Below are 21,883 nucleotides of genomic sequence, written 5' to 3'. Positions count from 1 at the left end.
CGCAGCGAGGCCCAACGGTGTGATGCTGGGCCTGGTCATGTTGGGCTTCGTACCTCAGCCCAACCTACGGTGAGTGCCTCGGTGCTGGCTTCGTAGGATGGGTAGAGGTACGAAACCCATGCTGACGTCGCTGATGGGTTTCGCTTCGCTCTACGCCATCCTACGAGGGAGCGCGCCAGCCTCGGCAACTCAATCCATCACCACATGGGGCAGGAAACGGCTGGTGTCCTTGGTGATGAGGCTGTCGTCCTCGCGGATGCCCATGCCGGAGGCGGTATCGCCGACGATCCAGGAGCCGATCAGTGTGTAGCTGTCGCCGAAGCGGGGCAGGGGCGAGAACTGCTGGAGGATGTAGGGGGCGTCGGTGTAGGGGCCGTCCTGCACCACCACTTCGTCCTGCTGGGTGCGGATCTCGATGTTGGCGCCCTCGCGGGAGAAGAACGGCTTGCGCACCCAGCCCCGGGGCACCGGTGTGCGCGGGTTGGCGTCGACCTGGGTGGGAAGCAGGTTGGGGTGGCCCTCGTTGAATTTCCACAGCAGCGGCAGGATGCCCTTGTTGCTGATAATCGACTTCCAGGCCGGCTCGACGAACTGGGTGTCGCAGCCCGGCACGGCCTTGCCGAACGCCTCGCTGAAGATGTGCTCCCAGGCGTGCAGCTTGAACAGCCGGGGAATCCACTGCCCCTGCAGGTCGACGAAGCGGCCGTCGCCGTTCAGGCCTATATCCTCGATGTCGATGTGCCGTGTATCGATGCCGGCCAGCCGGGCCATCTGCGCAAGGAAGTCGGTGGTGCCGCGATCCTCGATGGAGCCGGCGATGGCGGCGAAGTGGAAGGGGATGTCCTTGCGGAAGGTGCCCAGCGCGCGGATCAGGTCTTCGGCCAGGGTGTTGAACTGATCGGCCTCGGCGGGGAGGGCGCCGCGACGTATCTGGTCTTCCAGCCAGAGCAGCTGCACCGAGGCGCATTCGAGCAGCGAGGTCGGCGTGTCGGCGTTGATCTCCAGCAGCTTGGCCGGTCCCTTGCCGTCGTAGCTGAAGTCCATGCGCCCGTAGAGGTGTGGGTGCCCCTCCAGCCAGGAGGTGCGGACCAGATCGAAGAACGCCGGGGGATGGCCAGGCCGCTGAGCAGCTCCTCGCTCGCCACCACGCGATCGACCACGTCCAGGCACATCTCGTGCAGTTCGCGGGTGGGTTGCTCGATATCGCGGGTCACCTGCTCGCGGGTGAACAGGTAGTAGCCGCGCTCGTCCCAGTAGCGTTCGCCGTCGATGGTGTGGAACAGGAAGCCCTCACGCTCCACCTGCGCCTGCCAGCCCGGGCGTTCTTCGATGCTGATCTTTTTCATCTGCAGTCCTTAGCCACCGAACCCGAAGCCGCCGGTCTTGCCGCCCCAGCCACCGCGTGCGTTGGCCTCGGAGCCGAAGCCGCCACGGGAGATGGTCGAGGCCACCGCCGAGCCACCCTTGCCGGTCTTGCTGCTCAGGCTCTTGCCCAGGGTCTGCTGGGTGTAGGTCGAGGTCGGGCTGTTGCGCGCCTGGTTGGAGCGGCTGAAGGTCTTGCCCTGTTCGATCTGCCGGGACAGCGTGGAGGTGCTGTAGCTGCCACGGGCGTCGCGGTAGCGGTAGATCGGCTGCGAGTAGTAGTGGTTGCCACCGCTGCCCATCATCTGGCCGATGAGGATGCCGGTGATCAGGCCGTTGTCGCTGTGGCCGGTGCTGTGCACCACCTGCTGCTCGGCCTGCTCGTAGCTGGCGCGGGAGACCTCATTGGTCATCGACAGTTCGAAGCCGGCCAGGCGCGGCATGAACTTGCCGCCCGAGGTGGGCTGGCAGTAGTCGGGCACGAAGTCGGCGTCGCATGCGGCCTGGCTGTCGTAGGTGGGGGCGATCAGCTTGTGGTCGGCCATGGCGGTCATGTAGGCGTCCGAGCAGACGTCGACCGGGAACTTGTCGGCCACGCAGGCCTGCACGTTCTTGAAGGTCTTGGTGGCGCTGATCTGCACGGTGTCCTGCGGGTCGTTGCAGCCGGCCAGGGCCAGCGGCAGTGTGCCGGCGAGCACCAGCTGGATGGAATTGCGCTTTCTCATCTGGATTTCCTTGCGCGGCCGGGGATCAGGTCGAAGGGGTCATGCAGGCGGAGTTGAGCAGGCCGATGCTGACGGCCACGGCGCCGGAGTAGATGGCGGCGGCGTACTCGCCACGGGCGATGCGGCCGGGCAGGTCCTTGAGCACCAGGCTGGTGACGAAGAACGCCAGCAGCTGGACGACGGCGGCGATCACTACCCAGACCACGAAATCGAGGACGCTGACGCTGTAGGTGATGATGTTGCTGGCCGGCAGGGCGAAGCCGATCAGCGAGCCGCCCAGGGCGATGGCCGCTGCGCTGTTGCCTTCGCGGATCAGGGCGAACTCGCGGTGCGGGGTGACGCGGGTGTAGATGAACTGGAACAGGGCGAACAGGGCCGCCGCCACCAGGATGTAGATGACGAAGCCGATGACGGCGGTTGAGTTGAGCGACATGCGCAGCGCGTCGAGCATGGTGGATCTTCCTTGGTTAGAGAACTTGGATGTCGGTGATCTGCAGTGTCACGCCCACCGCGGTGGTCAGGGCGATGGCACCTTCTTCGTCTTCCTCCACCGAGAAGAGCAGGAACTCCCTCCGGTTGAGCAAGCCGATCTCGCGGGCGTAGAGCATGCTCTGATGCACCACGCCATAACTGGCTTCGGGGCTGACCACGTACTCGTGCATGGGCACCAGCTCGGTCTGGCCGTCTTCGCTGCCCCACTGGCGGCCGTATTCCTCGCCCTCCAGCTCGTAGACCTGCATGCCGATGCGGGCATTGGGCCCGGCCAGGCGCAGCAGTTCCTCGCGGCTGTTGATGGGGGTGACCTGGTGGTAGCCGAACAGGATCACCGCCTCGATGTCGCTGTCCTGGGGGCCGTTCATGATCACTTGCAGGAAGTAATCCTCATTGTCCAGGTAGTAGCGCTTGATCCGCGTGGACTGGCCAAGCTCGATGGTGCCGACGGCCCAGATCTTCTCGTCGCCGGGGAGAGTGACGTGGGACTGGCCGTCGAGCAGCGTCGCCAGCGAAGGGTTCAGGCAGAGCATGCGGCCCGCTGCCAGCCCCAGAGGGCGGCTGTCACTGGGGTGGCGGTGCGCGTCGCTGGAAGGCAGCGGCGGTTCCAGGCCCAGCCAGCGCTTGAGTTTGCTCATAGTGCGTTCTCCTCCAGGCGTTCACTGGCGATGTAGAAGATTTCCCCACCGCGGATTTCCAGCGCGTTGGCGGGGTTGATCTCGAAGCGGCTGGAGCCTGAGGCGCGGTAGCCGATGAGGGTGGCGTCGTGGTCCTGGCGCAGGCGGATGTACAGCTCGCCGCAGGTACCACTGAAACCCTCGGGCAGTACATGGCGGAACTGGGTGGCGCCGTCGCCGACACACAGCAGCTCGGTGACCACGGCGCTGGAGCCCGGGTCCTGGGAGGCGCGCACCAGCATCTCGATGGCCATGTTGGAGGTGCACTCCAGCTCGGGGGCGTAGCGGCGGGCGAGGGCGGCGCGCTCGGAGTCGTTGAAGTGCGCGACCACATGGGCGCGCGTGCCGATCGCCTTGATGGTGAGGACGATGGCCAGGGTCAGGCTGTCGGAGCGGGTGTGCACAAGGATGCGCTCGGCGCTCTCGATGCCGGCGCGGCGCAGCAGCACGGGGTTGTCCAGCGAATCACCACGGACGAAGGAGGCGCGCCCGGGCAGAGGGTTTTCCTCGATCAGCGCGTCGCAGATCACCAGGCTGTCGTCCCGCGTGGCTTCGTCCTGGTAGAGCAGCTCGACGATGCGCTCGCTGGCTTCGCCTTCCCAGCCGATGAGGACGGTGTGGCCCTTGAGGTTGGAGTAGTCGCCCAGGCCTTTCATGTTCTTTCTCCAGAGTTCGCCGACCGAAGCCGATGCCTTGCCGATGACCGCAGTGAGCAGGGCGATGCCGCCCAGCATGATCCACAGTGCCGTGACGAGTTTGCCGAAGGCGCTCTTGGGGGAGAGGTCGCCATAGCCCACGGTCGTCGCGGTGGTGAAATAGAAATAGGTGAAGTCCTGCCCTTGCAGCAGGTGCTGCTCACCGGCCAGCGCCAGGAGCAGGTAGGACGCCAGGTAGTGGATGGCCAGCAGCGAGCCGATGCCGGCCCAGCCGAAGCGCTGGAAGAAGGCCGAGGTTTGGTGCCGCAACAGCAAGATCAGCGACATGGAATCAACTCCATTGATCCTTTTCGAGTGGTTAAGGGGGCGGGGTCAGTGGGCGGTTTCGAGGAGCGACTTCGAGTGCATCAGCCAGGCGACGATGCAACCGGCGACGGCTCCGGCGATATGCGATTCCACCGATATCCCCGGGGTGGGGATGAAGCCGAAGACCAGGCCGCTGTAGCCGGCGAGGGCCACCAGGGCGACCAGCAGGCTGGCGATGCTGCGCTGGTACCAGGCGCGGGCCAACAGGTAGGTCCAGAGCCCGAAGATCAGGCCGCTGGCGCCGATGTGCAGACTGTTGCGGGCGAACAACCAGACCATGCCGCCGCCGAGGATGCTCACCAGCAGGGCCACGCGGACATAACGCCCGAGCCCCTCGGTGGACACCAACCAGCTGAGGATGATGAAGGGTGGCAGGTTGCTCAGCAGATGAGCGAAGGAACCGTGCAGGAAGGGCGCGAAGATCAGCCCCTGGAGCCCGCTGAGGGTGCGCGGGAGGATGCCATGGTGGACCAGGCTGTTGGCGGTGAGGGTATTGATCACCTGGACCACGGCCATCATCGCCGCCAGTGCCAGGATGACCCTGAGTCGCTTGCCTGTTTCCATCTGCGTTCCCCGAACTCCATTTGCGGGTAGGTGGTGGGCAGGCGACCGGGGTCGCCTGCCGGGCGCGGATTCTACTGCGATCCGTCCGGGGTTTGCTTGGCTTTCAAGCGGGCCAGTACATCGGCACCGCTGCCGCTCTGGGCGCCGATGCCGGCTTCCTGCAGGCGACGCTCCAGGTCACCGCCGTTGGCAGCGGTCTGCAGCTCTTCGGCGGCGGCCAGACGGGCATCCTGCTCGTCCTGGCGCTGGCGCAGGCGGTTGAGGCTGTCCAGGGCGGACTCCACCTTGCCGTTGGCGCCACCGGTGGCTTCGGCGGTGGCGACGCGGGCTTTTTGCACCACTTCGCGGGCCTTGGCCATTTCGATCTGCTGCTTCAGGCTCTTGAGCTGGCCTTCGGCCTTGTTGACCTGGGCGTGGAGGAGGTCGGCCTGCTTGCCGAACTGCTCGGACTGGTTGCGCTCCTGGTCACGCTGGGCCTCGATCTCGGCGATGCGGTTGGCGCATTCCAGGGCCAGGCCTTCTTCGCCCTTGTTCAGGGCTGAGGTGGCCTTGGCTTCCCAGTTGGCGACGTCGCCGTTGAGGCTTTCCAGGCGTTGCTGCGACAGTTTCTGCTTGGCCTTGATGTCCACCAGGCCGTTCTTGGCCTGCAGCACCGCGCGGTCGGCGTCACGCATTTCCTGCTCGAGGATGCGGATGGCGTTGGCGTCGACGATGGCTTCGCCGACTTCGGAGGCGCCGCCACGAACGGCGGTGATGATCTTCTTCCAGATACTCATGAAAACTTCTCCTTGAATGGATTCGGTCAAGCCTTGAAGTGGTCTTCGAAGGCTTCGACGGCGCGGATCACGTTTTCCGCCAGGGTGTAGATTTCCTGGACGATGACGGTAAGCGACGAGGCGGCGCTGAGGGCGCCGAACATGGAGTACACCTCCTGGCCGTCGATAACCTCGACGCCGACCGAGGACAGCGGGAACAGGTCCCGGGTACGCAGCACCAGTGCGTTGAACTCCTTTGCATCCTCCACCAGGTCAAGCGGCACCAGGGTGGCGTCGACCATGATGTGGTCACCCTCGACTGCCAGGTAGATCGGCAGGTCGCCGTACTCGCTCATGGTCAGCCTGAGCCCGGCCTGCTCGCCGTCGATGACGCTCAGCAGGATCTCGCCGGACGTCACCAGGGCCAGTTCGGCCAGGGCGTTGTGAAGCGAGCTGAGGGTCCAGTTGCTGTTCTCGGTCATGTAGTCCTCCAGTTTGACTCGGTCGCCCAGGAAGGGCTGCCGTAAAGCTCTCTCGATGCCCTTCAGGGCGTTCACGTTCTCGGGAAGTATCCAGAACTCGCGTTTCACCAACCCCGCTTCGCGGAGCCGGTTCCTCATGTCGCGGACGTAGTCGGCGGAAGACTTGCCAGCGGTGCTGGAGGGCTTCTTGGCGGCCTTGTCCGTAGTGGTCTTGCGAGGCATCTGTGTTCCTCCTCAAGGGTGTGCTGCGCAGAGTAGGGTGATTTCTGCTGTCGCGCAATTCCTTACATGAAAGATTTTTAAATCTTTCATGTAAGGGTTTTTGTCGGATTTTTTGGAGCAGACCATAGGATGGGTAGGGCGGCGTTGCGCGAGCGAAGCGAAACCCATGCCGGAATTTACAGACGGTAGACCGTAGGTTGGTGCCGAGCGCAGCGAGGCCCAACGCAGCGATTTCCAACCCCGCAACGTTGGGCTTCGTGCCTCAGCCCAACCTACGGTGGTGCCACGCCCTTCGCGAGCAGAGCTCGCTCCTACGATCGCCATCCCGTCTCGTCAGCTCCGCGTTCCCGCCAACACCGCGCCGCCCGTGCCTCGGGGCGAGCGGGCATGATGTTTCAAGATAATTATGCGTTTCGCGCAATATGCAGATTGATAAAAATGAAACATTTTAATATTTGCATATGCTCAAAATGTATTTCTCTTATCAAATTCCGCCCCATAGGATGGCTCCACATAGAGCGATTTCGAAGCTCTTTGATGTGAATCTATAACCGGATGCGATATCCGGATGCAGCCAGGGAAGGGCGCCATCGGGCGAGCCATGCCTGGTGGAAGGGAATCAAGGAGAGTGCCTGCAATGCCTTTGACCAGACGACAGCTCATCGCCCGCATCGGTGCCGTTGGGGGCTACCGCGCCGCCATGGCGGCCATGGGTGTGCTCGGGGTGATGAGCCCGGCCACGGGTGCCAGCCAGGAGAACTACGCGGCGCTGCAACCGGCCAGCGGGCTGGGGCAGGGCGCCAGCGTCACCGTGGTCGGCGCCGGCATCGGCGGGCTGGTGGCGGCCTACGAGCTGCGCAAGGCCGGTTTCGCCGTGACCCTGCTGGAGGCCCGCGAGCGGGTCGGCGGGCGCAACTGGACGCTGCGCCGTGGCGATCGCGTCGAGTACACCGACGGCACCACCCAGGTCGCCGACTTCGACGAAGGCTTCTACTTCAACGCCGGCCCCGCGCGCCTGCCCAGCCACCACCAGTTGATGCTCGGCTACTGCCGCGAGCTGGGCGTGGAGCTGGAGGTGCTGGTCAACACCAGCCGCAACGCCCTGGTACGCCCGGACCTGTCCGCACCGCCGATGCAGATCCGCCAGGCGGTGAACGACAGCCGTGGCCACATCGCCGAGCTGCTGGCCAAGGCGGTCAACCGCCAGGCCCTGGACCAGGAGCTGAACGCAGCCGACCGGCAGAACCTGCTGGGTTTCCTCAAGACCTGGGGCGACCTCTCGGAGAAGCTCGACTACCTCGGCTCGGCGCGCTCCGGCTACAAGGTGTGGCCCGGTGCCGGCGACCAGCTGGCGCAGAAGAACGAGCCGCTGCCGCTGCGCACGCTGCTCAACCCGGCCCTGGGCACCGCGCTGATGATCGACGAATACCCGGAATTCTCGCCCACCATGTTCCAGCCGGTGGGCGGCATGGACCGCATCCCGGCGGCCTTCCAGCGCCACCTGCAGCCGTCCCTGCGCCTGGGTGCGGAGGTGCGCTCCATCCGCAACCACGAGGACCGCGTGGAGATCGGCTACCGCGACCGCCGCAGCGGCCGCGAGCTGCAGGTGACCAGCGACTACGCGGTGATCGCGCTGCCGCTGCCGCTGCTGGCCAGGATCGACAGCAACTTCACCGCACCGGTGCGCCAGGCGATCTCGGCGGTGCAGTTCGGCTACGCCAACAAGGTGGCCTGGCAGTCGCGACGCTTCTGGGAGACCGACTACCAGATCTACGGCGGGCTTTCCTTCATCAACCAGGAGGCCTCCGGGCTCTGGTACCCCAGCGGTGGCTTCAACCAGGCCGAGGGCATCCTCATCGCCGCATACAACAACGGCGAGGTGGCGCGCAAATTCGGCGACAAGACCATCGACGAGCAGATCGCCCTGTCGCGCCAGGCCGTGGAGCTGCTGCACCCCGGCCACGGGCAGGACCTGCGCAAGCCGCTGGCCATCGCCTGGAACCGCATTCCCCACAGTCTCGGCCCCTGGATCAGCCATGAGGTGGCGGAGCCGGACTACGGCCTGCTCAACCAGGCCCAGGGCCGCGTGCACCTGACCAGCGACGGCCTCGCCCACAGCGGCGTGGGCATCTGGCAGGAGGCCGCCGCCGGCGCTGCCCGGCGCGTGGTGCGGAACATCTTCGAGCGTGCGCAAGGCACGTCGCAACACCGGCAAACGGCCTGAACCACGCCGCGCCACATCCATAACCAGATCCACCTGCCAGGTAGCGGACCTCCGAGGCTGGCGCCAACACAGACCTTGGAGCTTTCGCGATGCCTTTCAAACATGCCCTTCTGGGGTTGGGTGTCCTTTTCGCCACCGTCGGCCAGGCCGCGGAGATCGAGCGGGTGCCCTCGACCTATCCCAACTCGCCGATCCTGCAGTCGGCGACCCTGCCGCCGGGCACGGCGCTGACCTTCGTCTCCGGCATCCTGCCGGACCCGGCCGACCCCAAGGCCGCCAAGGACGACCTGCGCGCCGCCGGCGACACCGAGGCGCAGACCGTCGCCGTGCTGCGCAAGGTGGAGGCCGCCCTGGCCCCGCGCGGCCTCGGCCTGGGCGATGTGGTGCAACTGCGGGTGTACCTGGTGGGCGACCCGAAACTGGACGGGCGCATGGACTTCGAGGGCCTGCAGCGCGGTTTCCGGCAGTTCTTCGGCAGCGAGAAGCAGCCGCTGAAGCCGACCCGCACCACGGTGCAGGTGGCCGGGCTGGTGCTGCCCGGCGCGCTGATCGAAGTCGAGGCGGTGGCCGCCAAGGCCCGCTGACCCAATCCCCCACAGATCGAGCCAGATGCGGCCGGGTTGCGGTCGCCTACAGGAAGTCCCGTGATGCGTAACGCCTTCAGCAAGACCTTCTCGCTTTCCCCCCTCAGCGCCGCGCTGCTCCTCGCCCTGGGCGGCGAGGCGCTGGCCGCCAGCGACCCGACACTGTCCACCGTGGTGGTGACCGGCGTGCGCGGCAGCCAGCAGCGCACCGTGACCGACAGCCCCGCGCCGGTGGACGTGATCTCCGGCGAGCAGTTGAAGACCAGCGGCCAGAACGGCCTCAAGGACATGCTCACGCGCCTGCTGCCATCCTTCAACGCACCCACAATCAACGGCGGCGGCACCGCCTTCCTGGTGCGTGGCATCAGCATGCGCGGCCTGGGCGGTGACCAGGTGCTGATCCTGGTGAACGGCAAGCGCCGCCATAACACCGCGATGATCAACAACAACGCCCGGGTCGGCACCGCCGCCGTGCCGGTGGACCTGGACCTGATCCCCACCGCCGCCATCGAGCGCATCGAGGTGCTGCGCGACGGCGCCGCCGCCCAGTACGGCTCCGACGCCATCGCCGGGGTGATCAACATCATCCTCAAGAAGGACGCCGAGGGGATCACCTCGGACAGTTCCCTCGGCCAGTACTACAGCGGCGACGGCACCACCGGCCACGAGGCCGCCAACTTCGGCTTCGGCCTGGGGGAGGGCGGCTTCTTCAACCTTTCCTTCGACGCCAAGGTGCAGGAGCCCTACGACCGCGCCGGCGCGGTGCGCGGCAACTTCGGCACCCTCGCCAACGGCCAGCCCGACCCGCGCATCACCCAGCGCCACGGCTGGGGCGAAGAGTACGGCCTGGGCCGCGACCGCACCTACAGCAGCGCCTACAACCTGGAGCTGCCGCTGGGCGATGACCTCAAGTTCTACTCCTTCTCCACCCTCAGCTACCGCGATGGCAAGAAGGTGCTCGGCCACCGCGCGCCCACCGACATCACCGCCACCACCTGGCTGCCCAATGCGCCGTACCCCAAGGGCGGCCAGGCCACCCGTGAAGTGGAGGAGACCGACTACCAGTTCCTCGGCGGGCTCAAGGGCCTGGCCGCCGACTGGGACTGGGACCTCTCCACCACCTACGGCCGCGACAAGGCCGAGCTCTACACCGACAACAACCTCAACCTTTCCAACAACCCGCTGTTGAGCCAGCGGCGCTTCCACCTGACCGACGAGATCTTCGACCAGTGGACCACCAACCTGGACTTCAGCCGCGCGCTGGACATCGGTTGGAGCAGCCCGCTGGAAACCTCCTTCGGCATCGAATACCGCTGGGAGAAATACGAGCTCACCGAGGGTGAACCCAACTCCTACAACTACGGCAGCTACGTCATCCCCAGCGCCGGCACGCGCCCCGACCCGGGCCTGTTCTCGGTCAACGGCACCACGCCCGATGACGCCGGCGACATGATCCGCCACAGCGGCGCCGCCTATGTGGACTTCGGCCTCAACATCACGCCCGAGTGGTACACCGCCTTCGCCCTGCGCCACGAGAAGTACAACCAGGACATCGGTGAGACCACCAGCGGCAAGTTCACCACCCGCTACGAGTTCGCCCCGGGCTATGCGGTGCGGGCGGCGTTGAGCAACGGCTTCCGCGCGCCGTCCCTGGCGCAGAACGTGTTCTCCTCCACCAGCTCGGTGACCCTCTTCGGTGCCGGCGGCTCCACCACCACCGCGCGTACCAAGCAGATGCGCCCCGGCTCGCCGGAAGCCATCGCCCTCGGTGCCGAGACCCTGGAGCCGGAAACCTCGCGCAACTACAGCCTGGGCTTCACCGCCGAGCCCACCGACCGCCTGCGCCTGACCGCCGACTTCTACCTGATCGACATCGACGACCGCATCCTGCAGACCGGCGTGCTCACCGGCCCGGCGGTGTCGGCGATCCTGGTGGCCAACGGCCTGTCGCCGAACCTCTCCGGCCAGTACTTCGCCAACGCCGCCGACACCCGCACCAAGGGCGTCGACCTGGTGGCCGAGTACCGCCAACCGCTGGACGAGTACGGCACGGTGCGCTGGAGCCTGGCCTACAACCACAACAAGACCACCATCCGCGACCTGGCCGAGACGCCGTCCGAGCTCTCCAGCCTGGGTTCCGGCTACGTGCTGTTCGACCGCCAGCAGCAGACCGACCTGACCAAGGCCACGCCCAAGGACAAGTGGATCATCAACACCAACTACAAGGTGGACGACTGGACCCTGAACCTGACGCTGACCCGCTACGGCGAGTACACCGAGGGCTCGAACATCCCCGCCAACGACCGCACCTACAGCGCCAAGTGGATCACCGACATCGACGTCGCCTACGACGTCACCCAGAACCTCACCGTGGCCCTGGGCGCCAACAACCTGTTCGACGAATACCCGGACAGCATCGGCATCGTGCCCTGGGCCGGTACCTACGAGTACGGCATGTTCTCCCCGTACGGCCTGGGTGGCGGCTACTACTACGGCCGCGTGAGCCTGGCGTTCTGATGATGGGCAAGGGCCGTTTGCTGGCGGGCCTGCTGTGCCTGGCGCTGGGGGCTGCCCCCGCGCTGGGCGCCGAGGCGCTGCGCGTGTCGAGCCAGAAGAACTCGCTGCAGGTGCTGCTGCAGGCCGCCGGCGAACTGGAGTCGGTGCCGTACCCCATCGAGTTCGCCGCCTTCGGCGCGGCGGCGCCCACGGCCGAGGCGCTGAGCGCCGGCGCGGTGGATGTCGGCACCCTGGGCGTCGCGCCCTTCGTCTTCGCCGCCTCGGCCGGTGCCGGGTTGAAGACGGTGGGCGTGGTGCGCCTGAAGGTCACGCCCACGGCGGTGGCCATCGTCGTGCCCGAGGGCTCGCCGCTCACCGAGGCGGCATCCCTGGTGGGCAAGCGCATCACCACCACGCGCGGCTCCATCGGCCATTACCTGGCGCTGGCGGCGCTGCGCTCGGTGGGCCGCAGCGGGCGCGATGCGACGTTCGTGTTCCTGCAGCCGGGGGAGTCCCGCAGCCTGCTGGCCAACGGCGGGGCGGATGCCTGGGCCACCTGGGACCCGTACACCAGCATGGTGCAGCTGGAAGGCGGCACGCGGGTGCTGGTCAGCGGGGAAGGGCTGTTCGCCGGCAACATGCTGCTGGTGGCCAACCCGGCGGCGATCCGCGACAAGCCGGAGCAGCTGCGGGACTTCCTCCAGCGCGTCGGCCGCGCCTGGGACTGGGCCAACGCCCATGTCGAGGCCTTCTCGGCGATCCAGGCGCGCCAGAGCGGCCTGCCGCTGGAGGTGCACCTGCGCTCCAACCGCTACTCGCAACCCAGGCGGGTGGACGTGGACGAGGCCCTGGTGCAGGACCTCGCCGACACCGCCCGGCTGTACCGGGACGAGGGCGTGATCGGGCCGGGATTCGAGGCTGAAGACCAGGTGGACCGGCAATTCAATTCGACTCGACAAGTGCAATGAATGACGGTTGTAAGTTGCACGTAAGTTCAACTTCAAACTGTAACTTTCATAATCTTCATGCGTGGCGTTAATAGTGATTAGGGCTGACCTTGAATAACTTCGTATTAATTGGAAACAAAGTTTGGAGGCTAGAGAAAATCGATATTTCACAAGTGGTTGCGACCTGTTGAATATGCAGATCAGGTGATCTCGGATCATGCATGCATACCAGGCAGGGACGCCTGCCGTTAATACGAACGACAACTTCCAGGGATACGCGAGGAGTCTTCATGCTGACCATTACCACGGTCGAGGAATTGACCGCAGCGCATATACACGATGTTATCCACGCCCGCACTTACGGGATTCTCATAAAAGGCTTCGCTTCGGCCGATACCGTGGCCCTGGCGCTCGACCGCCTGAGCCGCCACGAGCTGCGCGGTGCCTTCAGCGAACAGACCGAGTTCGTGCGCCTGGGCAAGGCCTATATCGAAATCGGCGACGAGGCCAGCCGGGTCGACTACCACGCCCAGGCCGTCACCAATATCCGCAAGATCCGCAGCGTGTTCAGCCCGTTGGCATCGCCCATCGACGAGCTGCGCCTGCTGCTCGACGAGGTCTGGCCCAAGGGCGCGCGGCTGCTGGATGTGAACGGCGAGAAGTGCTTCGTCGGCATCGCCCGCTTCCAGGGCAACGGCGTCGACCTCACCCCGCACACCGACAACCTGGAACGCAATGCGCCCCAGGACCACGAGCCGAAGCTGCTGACCCAGCTCTCCACCAACATCTACCTGCAGATACCCGAGGACGGCGGCGAACTGGAGATTTGGGGCATCCACCCCGACGAGATCGAGTACGACCGCCTGCGCGGCGAGCGCGCCTACGGCATCGAGCGGCACCTGCTGCCGCCGCCGGACCTGGTGGTCAAGCCCGAGCCCGGCGACCTGATCTTCCTCAACCCGCGGCTGATCCACGCGGTGCGCCCCTCGGCCACCGCCACCCGGGTCACCCTCGGCGTATTCATCGGCTATTTCGGCGACGACCAGCCCCTTGCCTACTGGAGCTAAAGACATGAGCGATGTGGAAGCGATCAACCTCAAGGCCTATTTCAACAAGGGTGGCGAAGAACTGGACTTCACCGGCAAGCGCTGCGTGCTGGCCGTGAGCGTGGGCCAGGAGTACCACGAGGAGCAGAAGCTCAGTTCCACCGTGCACCTGATCAACAAGTCCGGCTTCAGCCGGGTGAAAGTGGTGGTGGCCGACACCCTGCAGCGCCACAACAAGCACGGCAAATCCCCGGGCGAGGCGCTCTCCGCCTCGATCCGCGACGGCGACGCCTGGCTGGCGCGCAACCGCAAGTACCTGGCCGGCCTGGAGGCGCCGGTGACCATCAGCCGCTGGAACCAGGAGCTGGCCTCCGACCGCTACGCGGAGCTGCGCCAGCAGGTGGACCAGCTCTACCGCGAGAGCGAGGACCTGCGCGGCGCCATCGAGGCCACCATCGGCGTGTTCATCGAGCGCCTGCGATTGCGCGACCCGGAGGCTGACGTCGAGCGCGCGGCCGCCCAGTGCCGCGAGTACATCCTGGAAGAGGTGCCGATCATCCTCCCGCTGTGGGCGGAGGAGGGCTACGACTACGTGATCTACCCGCAGCAGATGACCAACGCCATGGCCACCGCCCGGCGCCTGCTGATCGAACCCCACGCGCCGGACCGGGTGCACTGGCTGCCGCTGAAGTTCAAGAAGCGCGGCATCCCGATCCCCTTCACCCTCCCGGGCGCCGTGCACCCGGCCTGGGCGGGGAGTGCGATTGCGATCTGAGGACCAGGTCATCTAGGGGCGGCTAGCGCCGCCCATCGCGAATGAATTCGCTCCCACAAAAACCTGTAGGGGCGAATTCATTCGCCCAGCGATGCGCCGCATCGCCAATCCACCCGGCACACAGCCGGAGGGTTGATGAACCACCTGTGGGAGCGGATTCATCCGCGAAAAATACGCAGTCCTTCGGGCTGCCTGGGCGAATGAATTCGCCCCAACCACGGCCCCACGCCACACGGACGACGGCCTCCACCCCCTGTCATGACGGAAGGAGTTCCCATGAGCGTTTTTGCGCAACAGCAACGCAAATGGTGGGCCTTGCTCGGTGTGAGCATCGCCAGTTTTCTCGGTTGCGTGGATTTCACCATCGTCAACACCGCGCTGCCGGCCCTGCAGGCCGACCTCGGTGCTTCGGTGGAGAGCCTGCAATGGGTGATCAACGGCTTCATCCTCGCGCTCTCCAGCGCCATGGTGCTGGTAGGCCGGCTGGCCGACCTGCATGGCCGCCGGCGGGTGCTGAACATCGGCCTCGCCGTATTCGGCCTGGCCTCCCTCGGTGCCGGGCTGGCCACCAGCATCGATGCCCTGGTGGCCGCGCGGGTGGCCCAGGGGCTGGCCTGTGCGGTGCTGTACACGGCCTCCGGTGCCATCGTCTCGGCCACCTTCGCCAGCGAGGAGCAGGGCAAGGCCTTCGGCGTGCTGTTCGGCGTCAACGGCGTCGGCCTCGCCGTGGGACCGGTGCTGGGCGGGGTGATCACCAGCGCCTTCGGCTGGCAGTGGATCTTCCTGGTCAACGTGCCCTTCGTGCTGCTCAGCCTGGCGATCATCGCCCTGGCGGCGGACGAATCCCGTGCCGAGCAGGACGGCGCGCGGCTCGACTGGGCCGGTGCAGCGCTGCTGCTGGTGGGCCTGCCGAGCCTGGTGCTGGTGATCGTCCAGGGCGGTGCCTGGGGCTGGGCCTCGGCCACCACCCTGGGCCTGGTCGGCCTGGCCGCGCTGGCCTTCATCGCCTTCGTCGCGGTGGAGCTGCGGGTGCGTGCGCCCATCGTCGACCTGCGCCTGTTCGCCAACCGCCGCTTCGTGGCCGCGGTGACCGCCAGCTTCGGCCTGGCGCTGTTCTACTGCGTGGCCTTCTTCGTGATGCCGCTGTACCTGTCGCTGATCCGTGGCGAAAGCGTGCAGGCCAGCGGCCTGCTGCTACTGCCCACCACCCTGGGCGTGGCGCTGCTGTCGCCGGTGGTGGGGCGGCTGGTGGACCGCAAGGGCCCGGCGCTGCTGATCCAGGCCGGGCTGCTGTTCTTCGCCCTGTCGGCCTTGCTGCAGGCCGGCTTTGCCGAGGGCACCTCGCTGCCGTACCTGCTGGGCGCCTTCGCGGTGATGGGGCTGGGCTGGGCCTGCATCCTCGGGCCGTCCACGGTGCTGGGCATCTCCTCGGTGCCGCAGCAGGTGGGCTCGGTGGCCATGGGTTCGCTGATGACCCTGCACAACGTCGGCGGCGGCCTCGGCCTGGCGGTCGGCGTGGGCCTCTACCGCGCATTCGCCGCCCACGCGCTGGCCGGCTCCACGGGCGTGGCGGCCGATACCGACTGGCTGGCCCGTGCGGCGGCCGCGCCGGAGCAGGGCGTGGCACTGCTGGGCGCGCACCTCGCACAGGCCCCGGAGGTGCTGCAGGGCTGGGTGCACGGCGCCTTCCTCCAGGGCTACCAGGCGGTGATGCTGTTCCTCGCCGCCAGCGTACTGTTGGTCTGGGCCAGCGTTGCCTTGCTGCTACGCGCCCAGGTGGCCGTGCCCGCCGAGGCGGCTGCCGAGCAGGAGCCCAGCCATGGCAAGGCGTGACGGTCGCCTACGCCTGGGGGCCTTCCTCTCCGGCTCCGGCGCCCATGCCGGCAGCTGGCGCCACCCCCGGGCGGACGCCGACGCCTCGATCAACTTCGAGCGCTACCGGCACTACGCCCAGACCCTGGAGCGCGGGCGCTTCGATGCGCTGTTCCTCAACGACAACGTGGCGGTGGGCGAGCTGGACCCGCGTGTGCTGCGCAGCAGCGCCTACAGCCTGCGCTGGGACCCCTTGACCCTGCTGCCGGCGCTGGCGGTGACGACCCGGCACATCGGCCTGATCGCCACCGCCAACACCAGCTACAACGAGCCCTACAACATTGCCCGCAAGTTCGCCTCGCTGGATCACCTGTCCGGCGGCCGCGCCGGCTGGAACCTGGTGACGGCGCTGATCGGCGGGGAGAACTTCAACCGCGCCGAGCACCTGCAGCATGCCGACCGCTACGCGCGCGCCGGGGAGTTCTTCGAGGTGGTCACCGGGCTCTGGGACAGCTGGGCCGACGATGCCTTCCCCCTGGACAAGGCTTCCGGCACCTGGCTGGAACCGGCGCGCATGCGCGTGCTCGACCACGAAGGCGAGCACTTCCGCGTGCGCGGCCCGTTGAATGCCCCACGGCCGTTGCAGGGCTGGCCGGTGATCGCCCAGGCCGGCTCCTCCGAAGCCGGCCGGGCCCTGGCGGCGCGCACCGCCGAGCTGGTGTTCACCGCCCAGCAGACCCTGGAGGAGGGCAAGGCTTTCCATGCCGATATCCACCAGCGCCTGGCGTTGGCCGGGCGCGAGGAGGGCGCGCTCAAGGTATTTCCCGGCCTGGCCCCGGTGGTGGGGCGCACCGCCAGCGAGGCGCAGGAGAAGCACGAGGAATTGCAGGCGCTGGTGGACCCGGAGGCGGCGCTCAAGGCGCTGTCCTTCCTGCTGGACATCGGCATCGACCTGGAACGCCTGCCACCGGACGCGCCCGTAGTATTGCCCGATCCCTTGCCAGTCACCGAGCGCCACAAGAGCCGCCAGCAACTGGTGATCGACCTGATCCGCCGCGAGAAACCCACCGCCGCACAGCTGCTGCGCACGCTCGGTGCCGGCGGCCATCGCCTGCTGGTTGGCACGCCGAGCCAGATAGTCGAGGAGATGGCCTGCTGGTACGAAGAGCGCGCGGCGGATGGCTTCAACCTGCTGTTCACCCACCTGCCAGGCGGGCTGGAGGACTTCGTCGACCTGGTGATCCCGGAGCTGCAACGTGTGGGGCTGTTCCGCCGCGAATACGAAGGCCGCACCCTGCGCGAGAACCTCGGCCTGCAGCGCATCGCCAACCGGCATTTCGCCTAGCGCGGCCAGGCTGTCGGAATCCCCGGGCTGCAATCCGGGCGTTCCGCTCCGGCGTGGTGATCGCGGGTGAAGAGCGGTAGATTTCCCGCTTTCATCACGGAGCGGCAGCACATGGACAACCCTTTCCAATTCCCGGCCACCGATGTCCCCACGAAGCAGGGCAGCAGCACGTCGAGCCCAGCATCCCTCGTGCTGCGCCTTGCGTTCCCCATCGAGGAGGCGTGACCGGACATGGGCGCCTGGGGCACGGGATTGTATTCCGATGACACGACCTGTGATGTACGGGATGACTACATCCAGCACCTGAAGCACGGGCTTTCCCACGGCGAGGCCTGCGAGAAGGTCCTGGGTCGCCATGCCGCACGGCTGGGCGAGCCTGAGGTGGCCTGCCTGGTGCACTTCGCCCTGGCCGACACGGCCTGGAAGTACGGCCGGCTGGACGAGACGCTCAAGGACAAGGCGCTGTCGCTGCTGCGCACGGGCGGGGACCTGTTCGTGTGGGAGCGCGATGCGCCCCTGGATGTGCCGGCCCGTCGCAAGACCCTCAAAGCGCTCGAAGCCAGGCTGGCAACCCCTCAGCCGGCGGAAAAGCCTGTAAAGGTGTCGTCGCCCAAGCCCAGGAAGGTCCGTACCACGGCGCCTGTGGGATCGGTCTTCTCGCTGGCATTGCCCAGCCAACGCCAGGTGCTGCTGGTCCTGGTGGGTTTCGTCGAGCTGGAGAAGAGCATCGACCCGGTGTTCTCGGTCCTGGCGCAGCCCATCGCCTCAGCTGAATCCCTGCCTATTCGAATCGCTGGCGATGCCCCGACACTGGTGCTCTCGAAGGGCCTTCGGCAGCCATTCCGGCACGTGGCGATCCTGCCCCGGGATGAACGAAAGGACATCCTCACCGGGCTGACACCCCTGGACATCACCGTCGAGCCCGCGCTGCCGTTCCAGCGGGAGCACACGGTGTGGCTGGCATTGGGGCGCATTGCCAGCGAGGTCGACGCTCACCTGTGAAGCCGGCGATGACGGCGAACCTTTTCCACAATCAACGGATTGCCATGCAGGCCTGCTAGAAGGGCCTGACCGACCTCTGACACAAAGGAACTGTGCGTGATGAACAAGAGTGTACTGGCCGCCCTGGCCCTGGTGTTTCCGCTGCTGGCCAAGGCCGAACTGGCGGTGATCTTCGACGGTGCCGGCACCTGCGACGGCTGCGCGAAGACCATCGCCGAGCTGTTGCAGAAACATCGCTACGACGTCCGCCTGGTGGATGAAGACCAACTCAGCGCCGAGGTGCTCGAGGACGCCGATCTCTACGTACAGCCGGGCGGCTCGGACGACATCATGGACACCTTGTCGGAGCTGTCCGCCAGCCAGGTGCAGGCCATCCGCGACTTCGTCGCCCAGGGTGGCCAGTACCTGGGCATCTGTGCCGGCGGTTACCTGGCTGGGCGCTATGCCGACGAGAAGGAAGGCGTCCCGGCCTTTGGCCTGATCGAGCTGGCCGAGGTCGACCAGGAAATCCCGAAGGACAACGCGGCGCAGTTCATCTCCATCCAGCTGCCCGCAGGCCACGAGCAGCGTGACGTCTACTACCAGGCCGGCCCGCATTTCGGCAGCCGGCTCCCGGCGGGCGCCGAGGCGACGGCGTACTACACGAAATCCCGACGCGTCGCCGCGCGAATCTCGTCCTACGGCAAAGGCACGGTCGGTCTCATCGGGCCGCATTACGAAGCGGACAGCGCCTGGTACGCCGCCGACGGATTACCGCCCGATGCGAAGCAGCACCAGGACCTCCTGATGGCGATGCTGGCGCAGATGAACGCGCGGCATGAGCAGTGATCCGGCCCTCCGCCGCCGAGGTTGCCGGCTCAGCTTCGCAGGATGGGTAGAGCTACGCGAACCCTATCAATCGTCGTCTCCGACATACCCCATCACCCCTGCGGGCGCGAAGCACCGGTGAACCGCGTCACCCACCGCGCAAGCAGATCGAGGCTCGCGCACAGCACGAAATACACCAGCGCCACGAAGAGGAATACCTCCGTCGGGTGCACCATCACCCGGTTGCTCACCTGGGTGGCGACGAAGGACAGTTCGCCGACGCCGATGACGTAGCCCAGGGAGCTGTCCTTGATCAGCGAGACCCACTGGTTGAGGAACGACGGCAGCATGATCGGCAGCGCCTGGGGCAGGATGATCAGCCGCAGCACCTGCCAGGGCCGCAGGCCCAGGGCGCGGCCGGCGTCCCATTGGCCCGGCGGCAGGCTCTGGATGCCGGCGCACACCGAATGGGCGAGGTAGGCGCCGCCGATCAGCGACAGCGCGCAGACCACCGTGGCCAGCGCCGGTACGTCGATGCGGAACAGCACCGGCAGCAGGAAGTAGCTCCAGAAGATCAGCATCAGCACCGGGATGGCGCGGAAGAACCCCAGTACCGCCAGCAGCACCAGGCGCGGACGGCCTTCGAGTACCGCCAGGGCGGTGCCCAGGACCAGCCCCAGCACCGCCGAGGCGATGCCCGAGAGCAGCGACAGCAGCAGGGTCAGCGCCGCGCCGCCCAGGGGGCCGTCGGGCCAGGCGCCGAGCAGGAAGTAATCGAGGTTGTCGAGGATCACCGAGAAGTCCATCTCAGGCCTCCCCGCGCACGTGGCGGCGGTGCTGGTGGATCAGCGTACCGGCCACTTCGATGGCGATCGCCGCGCCGAGGTAGAGCAGGGTGGCGATGCCGAAGGCCTGGAAGGTCTTGAAGGTCTCCGTCTCCACCTGTCGCGAGGCGTAGGACAGCTCGGCGAGGCCGATGGCCATGGCCAGGGAGCTGTTCTTCAGGGCGTTCATGTACTGGCCGAACAGCGGTGGAAGGGCCGTGTGCAGCGCCTGCGGCAGGATGATGCAGCGCCACACCTGGGCGGGTCGCAGGCCGAGCGCCAGGCCCGCTTCGGCCTGCTGCGGGCGCACCGAGGCGATGCCGGCGCGCAGCTCCTCGGCGATGAAGGCGCTGGTGTAGAGCGAGAGGCCCAGCGCGGCGGCGAGGAACTCGAAGGACGGCCAGGCCAGCGTGAGCGGGCCCAGCGCCCGTTCATGGGGCAGGTTGAGCCAGAACACCCAATCCTCGGGCAGCAGCGCGGGCACGCCGAAGTACCAGAAGAACAGCTGCACCAGCAGCGGGGTGTTGCGCAGCACCGAGAGGTAGGCGCGTGCGGGCCAGGACAGGCGGCCCGGCAGCTGGCGGCCGACCGCGACCAGGGCGCCGAGCAGGGTGCCGATGACGCAGACCAGCAGGGAGGTGCCGAGGGTCAGCAGGAAGCCGTCCAGCAGCCAGTGCAGGTAACGGGGAGCGAGGAGGTCGCCGAACATTGTCGAGGTCTTTCAATGGGTGATCCCCGCAGGGGCGGGGATCAGGGAGGGAAGGCGTGCGGTGTGGTCGGTGGGCCCCAGGCCAGCGCTTGGCGCTGGCGGGCCCACCGGTTCATGGCGCGATCAGTGCACCGTGCCGATCTTGTACAGGCGCGCCAGCGGGGTCTTGGTGTCCGGGCCGAACCAAGTGTCGTAGATGGCCTGGGCACGGCCCTGGTCCTCCAGCTCCTGCAGGGTCTGGTTGACGTACTCGGTCAGCGCGGTTTCACCCTTGGGGATGCCGACGCCGATCAGGTCGCTGGAGATGGTGAAGGGCGGCACTTCGTACTTGTCCTTGTCCGGCACATTGGCCAGCAGGCCGATCAACTTGGGGCCGTCCTGGGTGATGGCCTGGACCTGGCCATTGCGCAGGGCGGTGAAGGCGAAGGGCGTGTCGTCGTAGGCGACCACCTTGGCGCCGGGGAATTTCTCCCGCAGCACGCCTTCGTTGACCGTGCCCTTGTCGACGCCGACGCGCCATTTGTTCAGGTCGTCGGCATTCTTCAGCGTGCCCTTGCGCACGATGAACTGCTGGCCGGAGGAGAAGTACGGGATGCTGAAGTTGACCTGTTCGGCCCGCTCCGGGGTGATGGTGAAGTTGGCCAGCACCAGGTCGACCTTATTGGCCACCAGCAGCGGCACGCGGTTGGCCGGGTTGGTGGGCTGCAGCTGCAACTTGACCCCGAGCTTGTCGGCGATGGCGCGGGCGTAGTCCACGTCCAGGCCGGCGAGCTGCTGGGTCTTGCCATCGACGAAGCCGAACGGCGGGTTGCTGTCGAAGGCCGCGACACGCAGGACGCCGGCCTTGCGGATATCGTCGAGGCGGTCGGCCTGCGCGAGGCCGGAGAGGGTGGAAAGGGCGAGTGCGAGGGCGGTGAGGGCAGTCAGCTTCTTCATGAATATCCAGCTCCTTCGGCGGGCCCTGGCGCGCATGGCCGGGCTCCGCTCATCTGTCGGGGGCGATCGCTTCCG

Annotated in this window: 20 protein-coding genes and 1 pseudogene; 10 read left to right on the top strand and 11 right to left on the bottom strand. The window is 66.8% G+C overall.

Annotated elements, in window-relative coordinates:
• Positions 1–189: 189 nt before the first annotated feature.
• The 8 genes and pseudogenes from PHLH3_RS15865 to PHLH3_RS15830 form a co-directional block, all read right to left on the bottom strand.
• Positions 190–1,346, bottom strand: a pseudogene (locus tag PHLH3_RS15865) (glutathionylspermidine synthase family protein).
• A 9-nt stretch (positions 1,347–1,355) separates the two neighbouring features.
• A complete protein-coding gene (locus PHLH3_RS15860) occupies positions 1,356–2,087 on the bottom strand; it encodes a DUF1190 domain-containing protein (protein WP_213624846.1) in 732 nt (243 codons plus the stop codon).
• Positions 2,088–2,112: 25 nt separating this feature from the next.
• Positions 2,113–2,538 (bottom strand): DUF350 domain-containing protein, encoded by a 426-nt coding sequence (locus tag PHLH3_RS15855; protein ID WP_213624844.1) that lies wholly within the window; start codon positions 2,536–2,538, stop codon positions 2,113–2,115.
• Between the two features lie 16 nt (positions 2,539–2,554).
• Positions 2,555–3,217: a DUF2491 family protein gene (locus PHLH3_RS15850; protein WP_213624842.1), complete on the bottom strand. Its 663-nt coding sequence runs from the start codon at positions 3,215–3,217 to the stop codon at positions 2,555–2,557.
• Entirely contained in the window at positions 3,214–4,239 is a 1,026-nt protein-coding gene (locus tag PHLH3_RS15845; RefSeq protein ID WP_213624840.1) for an ion channel, read from the bottom strand. The genes PHLH3_RS15850 and PHLH3_RS15845 overlap by 4 nt, the downstream gene beginning before the upstream one ends.
• A gap of 45 nt (positions 4,240–4,284) precedes the next feature.
• On the bottom strand, positions 4,285–4,842 hold the full coding sequence (locus tag PHLH3_RS15840) for a rhomboid family intramembrane serine protease (RefSeq protein ID WP_213624839.1): 558 nt from the start codon (positions 4,840–4,842) through the stop codon (positions 4,285–4,287).
• A gap of 71 nt (positions 4,843–4,913) precedes the next feature.
• Positions 4,914–5,618, bottom strand: a complete 705-nt coding sequence (locus PHLH3_RS15835; RefSeq protein WP_021221891.1) for a PspA/IM30 family protein — start codon at positions 5,616–5,618, stop codon at positions 4,914–4,916.
• Between the two features lie 26 nt (positions 5,619–5,644).
• Positions 5,645–6,301, bottom strand: coding sequence for a YjfI family protein (locus PHLH3_RS15830; protein ID WP_213624837.1), 657 nt, complete (start codon positions 6,299–6,301; stop codon positions 5,645–5,647).
• Positions 6,302–6,938: 637 nt separating this feature from the next.
• Between PHLH3_RS15830 and PHLH3_RS15825 the strand changes: the two genes are divergently transcribed.
• The 10 genes from PHLH3_RS15825 to PHLH3_RS15780 all read left to right on the top strand — a co-directional run bounded on the left by PHLH3_RS15825 (position 6,939) and on the right by PHLH3_RS15780 (position 19,360).
• Positions 6,939–8,525: an FAD-dependent oxidoreductase gene (locus PHLH3_RS15825; protein WP_213624835.1), complete on the top strand. Its 1,587-nt coding sequence runs from the start codon at positions 6,939–6,941 to the stop codon at positions 8,523–8,525.
• A gap of 89 nt (positions 8,526–8,614) precedes the next feature.
• The gene (locus PHLH3_RS15820; protein WP_044402848.1) at positions 8,615–9,109 is read left to right on the top strand and encodes a RidA family protein; all 495 of its coding nucleotides are present in this window, start codon (positions 8,615–8,617) and stop codon (positions 9,107–9,109) included.
• 63 nt (positions 9,110–9,172) lie between these two features.
• Entirely contained in the window at positions 9,173–11,626 is a 2,454-nt protein-coding gene (locus PHLH3_RS15815; protein WP_213624833.1) for a TonB-dependent receptor, read from the top strand.
• Entirely contained in the window at positions 11,626–12,573 is a 948-nt protein-coding gene (locus tag PHLH3_RS15810; protein ID WP_213624831.1) for an aliphatic sulfonate ABC transporter substrate-binding protein, read from the top strand. Before PHLH3_RS15815 ends, PHLH3_RS15810 begins: the two co-directional genes overlap by 1 nt.
• A 269-nt stretch (positions 12,574–12,842) precedes the next feature.
• A complete protein-coding gene (locus tag PHLH3_RS15805) occupies positions 12,843–13,619 on the top strand; it encodes a 2OG-Fe(II) oxygenase (protein WP_213624829.1) in 777 nt (258 codons plus the stop codon).
• Between the two features lie 4 nt (positions 13,620–13,623).
• Positions 13,624–14,373: a tRNA-dependent cyclodipeptide synthase gene (locus PHLH3_RS15800; RefSeq protein ID WP_213624827.1), complete on the top strand. Its 750-nt coding sequence runs from the start codon at positions 13,624–13,626 to the stop codon at positions 14,371–14,373.
• 276 nt (positions 14,374–14,649) lie between these two features.
• Positions 14,650–16,206: a DHA2 family efflux MFS transporter permease subunit gene (locus PHLH3_RS15795; RefSeq protein WP_244862887.1), complete on the top strand. Its 1,557-nt coding sequence runs from the start codon at positions 14,650–14,652 to the stop codon at positions 16,204–16,206.
• Positions 16,193–17,530, top strand: coding sequence for an LLM class flavin-dependent oxidoreductase (locus tag PHLH3_RS15790; protein ID WP_213624825.1), 1,338 nt, complete (start codon positions 16,193–16,195; stop codon positions 17,528–17,530). Before PHLH3_RS15795 ends, PHLH3_RS15790 begins: the two co-directional genes overlap by 14 nt.
• 231 nt (positions 17,531–17,761) lie before the next feature.
• On the top strand, positions 17,762–18,532 hold the full coding sequence (locus PHLH3_RS15785; RefSeq protein ID WP_213624823.1) for a hypothetical protein: 771 nt from the start codon (positions 17,762–17,764) through the stop codon (positions 18,530–18,532).
• A 99-nt stretch (positions 18,533–18,631) separates the two neighbouring features.
• Positions 18,632–19,360: a BPL-N domain-containing protein gene (locus PHLH3_RS15780; RefSeq protein WP_213624821.1), complete on the top strand. Its 729-nt coding sequence runs from the start codon at positions 18,632–18,634 to the stop codon at positions 19,358–19,360.
• Positions 19,361–19,452: 92 nt separating this feature from the next.
• Here the strand turns inward: PHLH3_RS15780 and PHLH3_RS15775 are convergent, their stop codons facing one another.
• From PHLH3_RS15775 to PHLH3_RS15765, 3 genes are all read right to left on the bottom strand, one after another.
• Positions 19,453–20,145, bottom strand: a complete 693-nt coding sequence (locus tag PHLH3_RS15775) for an amino acid ABC transporter permease (RefSeq protein ID WP_213624819.1) — start codon at positions 20,143–20,145, stop codon at positions 19,453–19,455.
• Between the two features lies 1 nt (position 20,146).
• The gene (locus PHLH3_RS15770) at positions 20,147–20,872 is read right to left on the bottom strand and encodes an amino acid ABC transporter permease (RefSeq protein WP_213624817.1); all 726 of its coding nucleotides are present in this window, start codon (positions 20,870–20,872) and stop codon (positions 20,147–20,149) included.
• 123 nt (positions 20,873–20,995) lie between these two features.
• A complete protein-coding gene (locus PHLH3_RS15765) occupies positions 20,996–21,808 on the bottom strand; it encodes an ABC transporter substrate-binding protein (RefSeq protein WP_213624815.1) in 813 nt (270 codons plus the stop codon).
• Positions 21,809–21,883 lie beyond the last annotated feature (75 nt).

The sequence above is a fragment of the Pseudomonas sp. Pc102 genome, assembly GCF_018408275.1.
Lineage (GTDB): Bacteria > Pseudomonadota > Gammaproteobacteria > Pseudomonadales > Pseudomonadaceae > Metapseudomonas > Metapseudomonas tohonis.
Note: the sequence above shows the minus strand (reverse complement) of the source record. Positions and strands in the feature narration are given on the sequence as shown.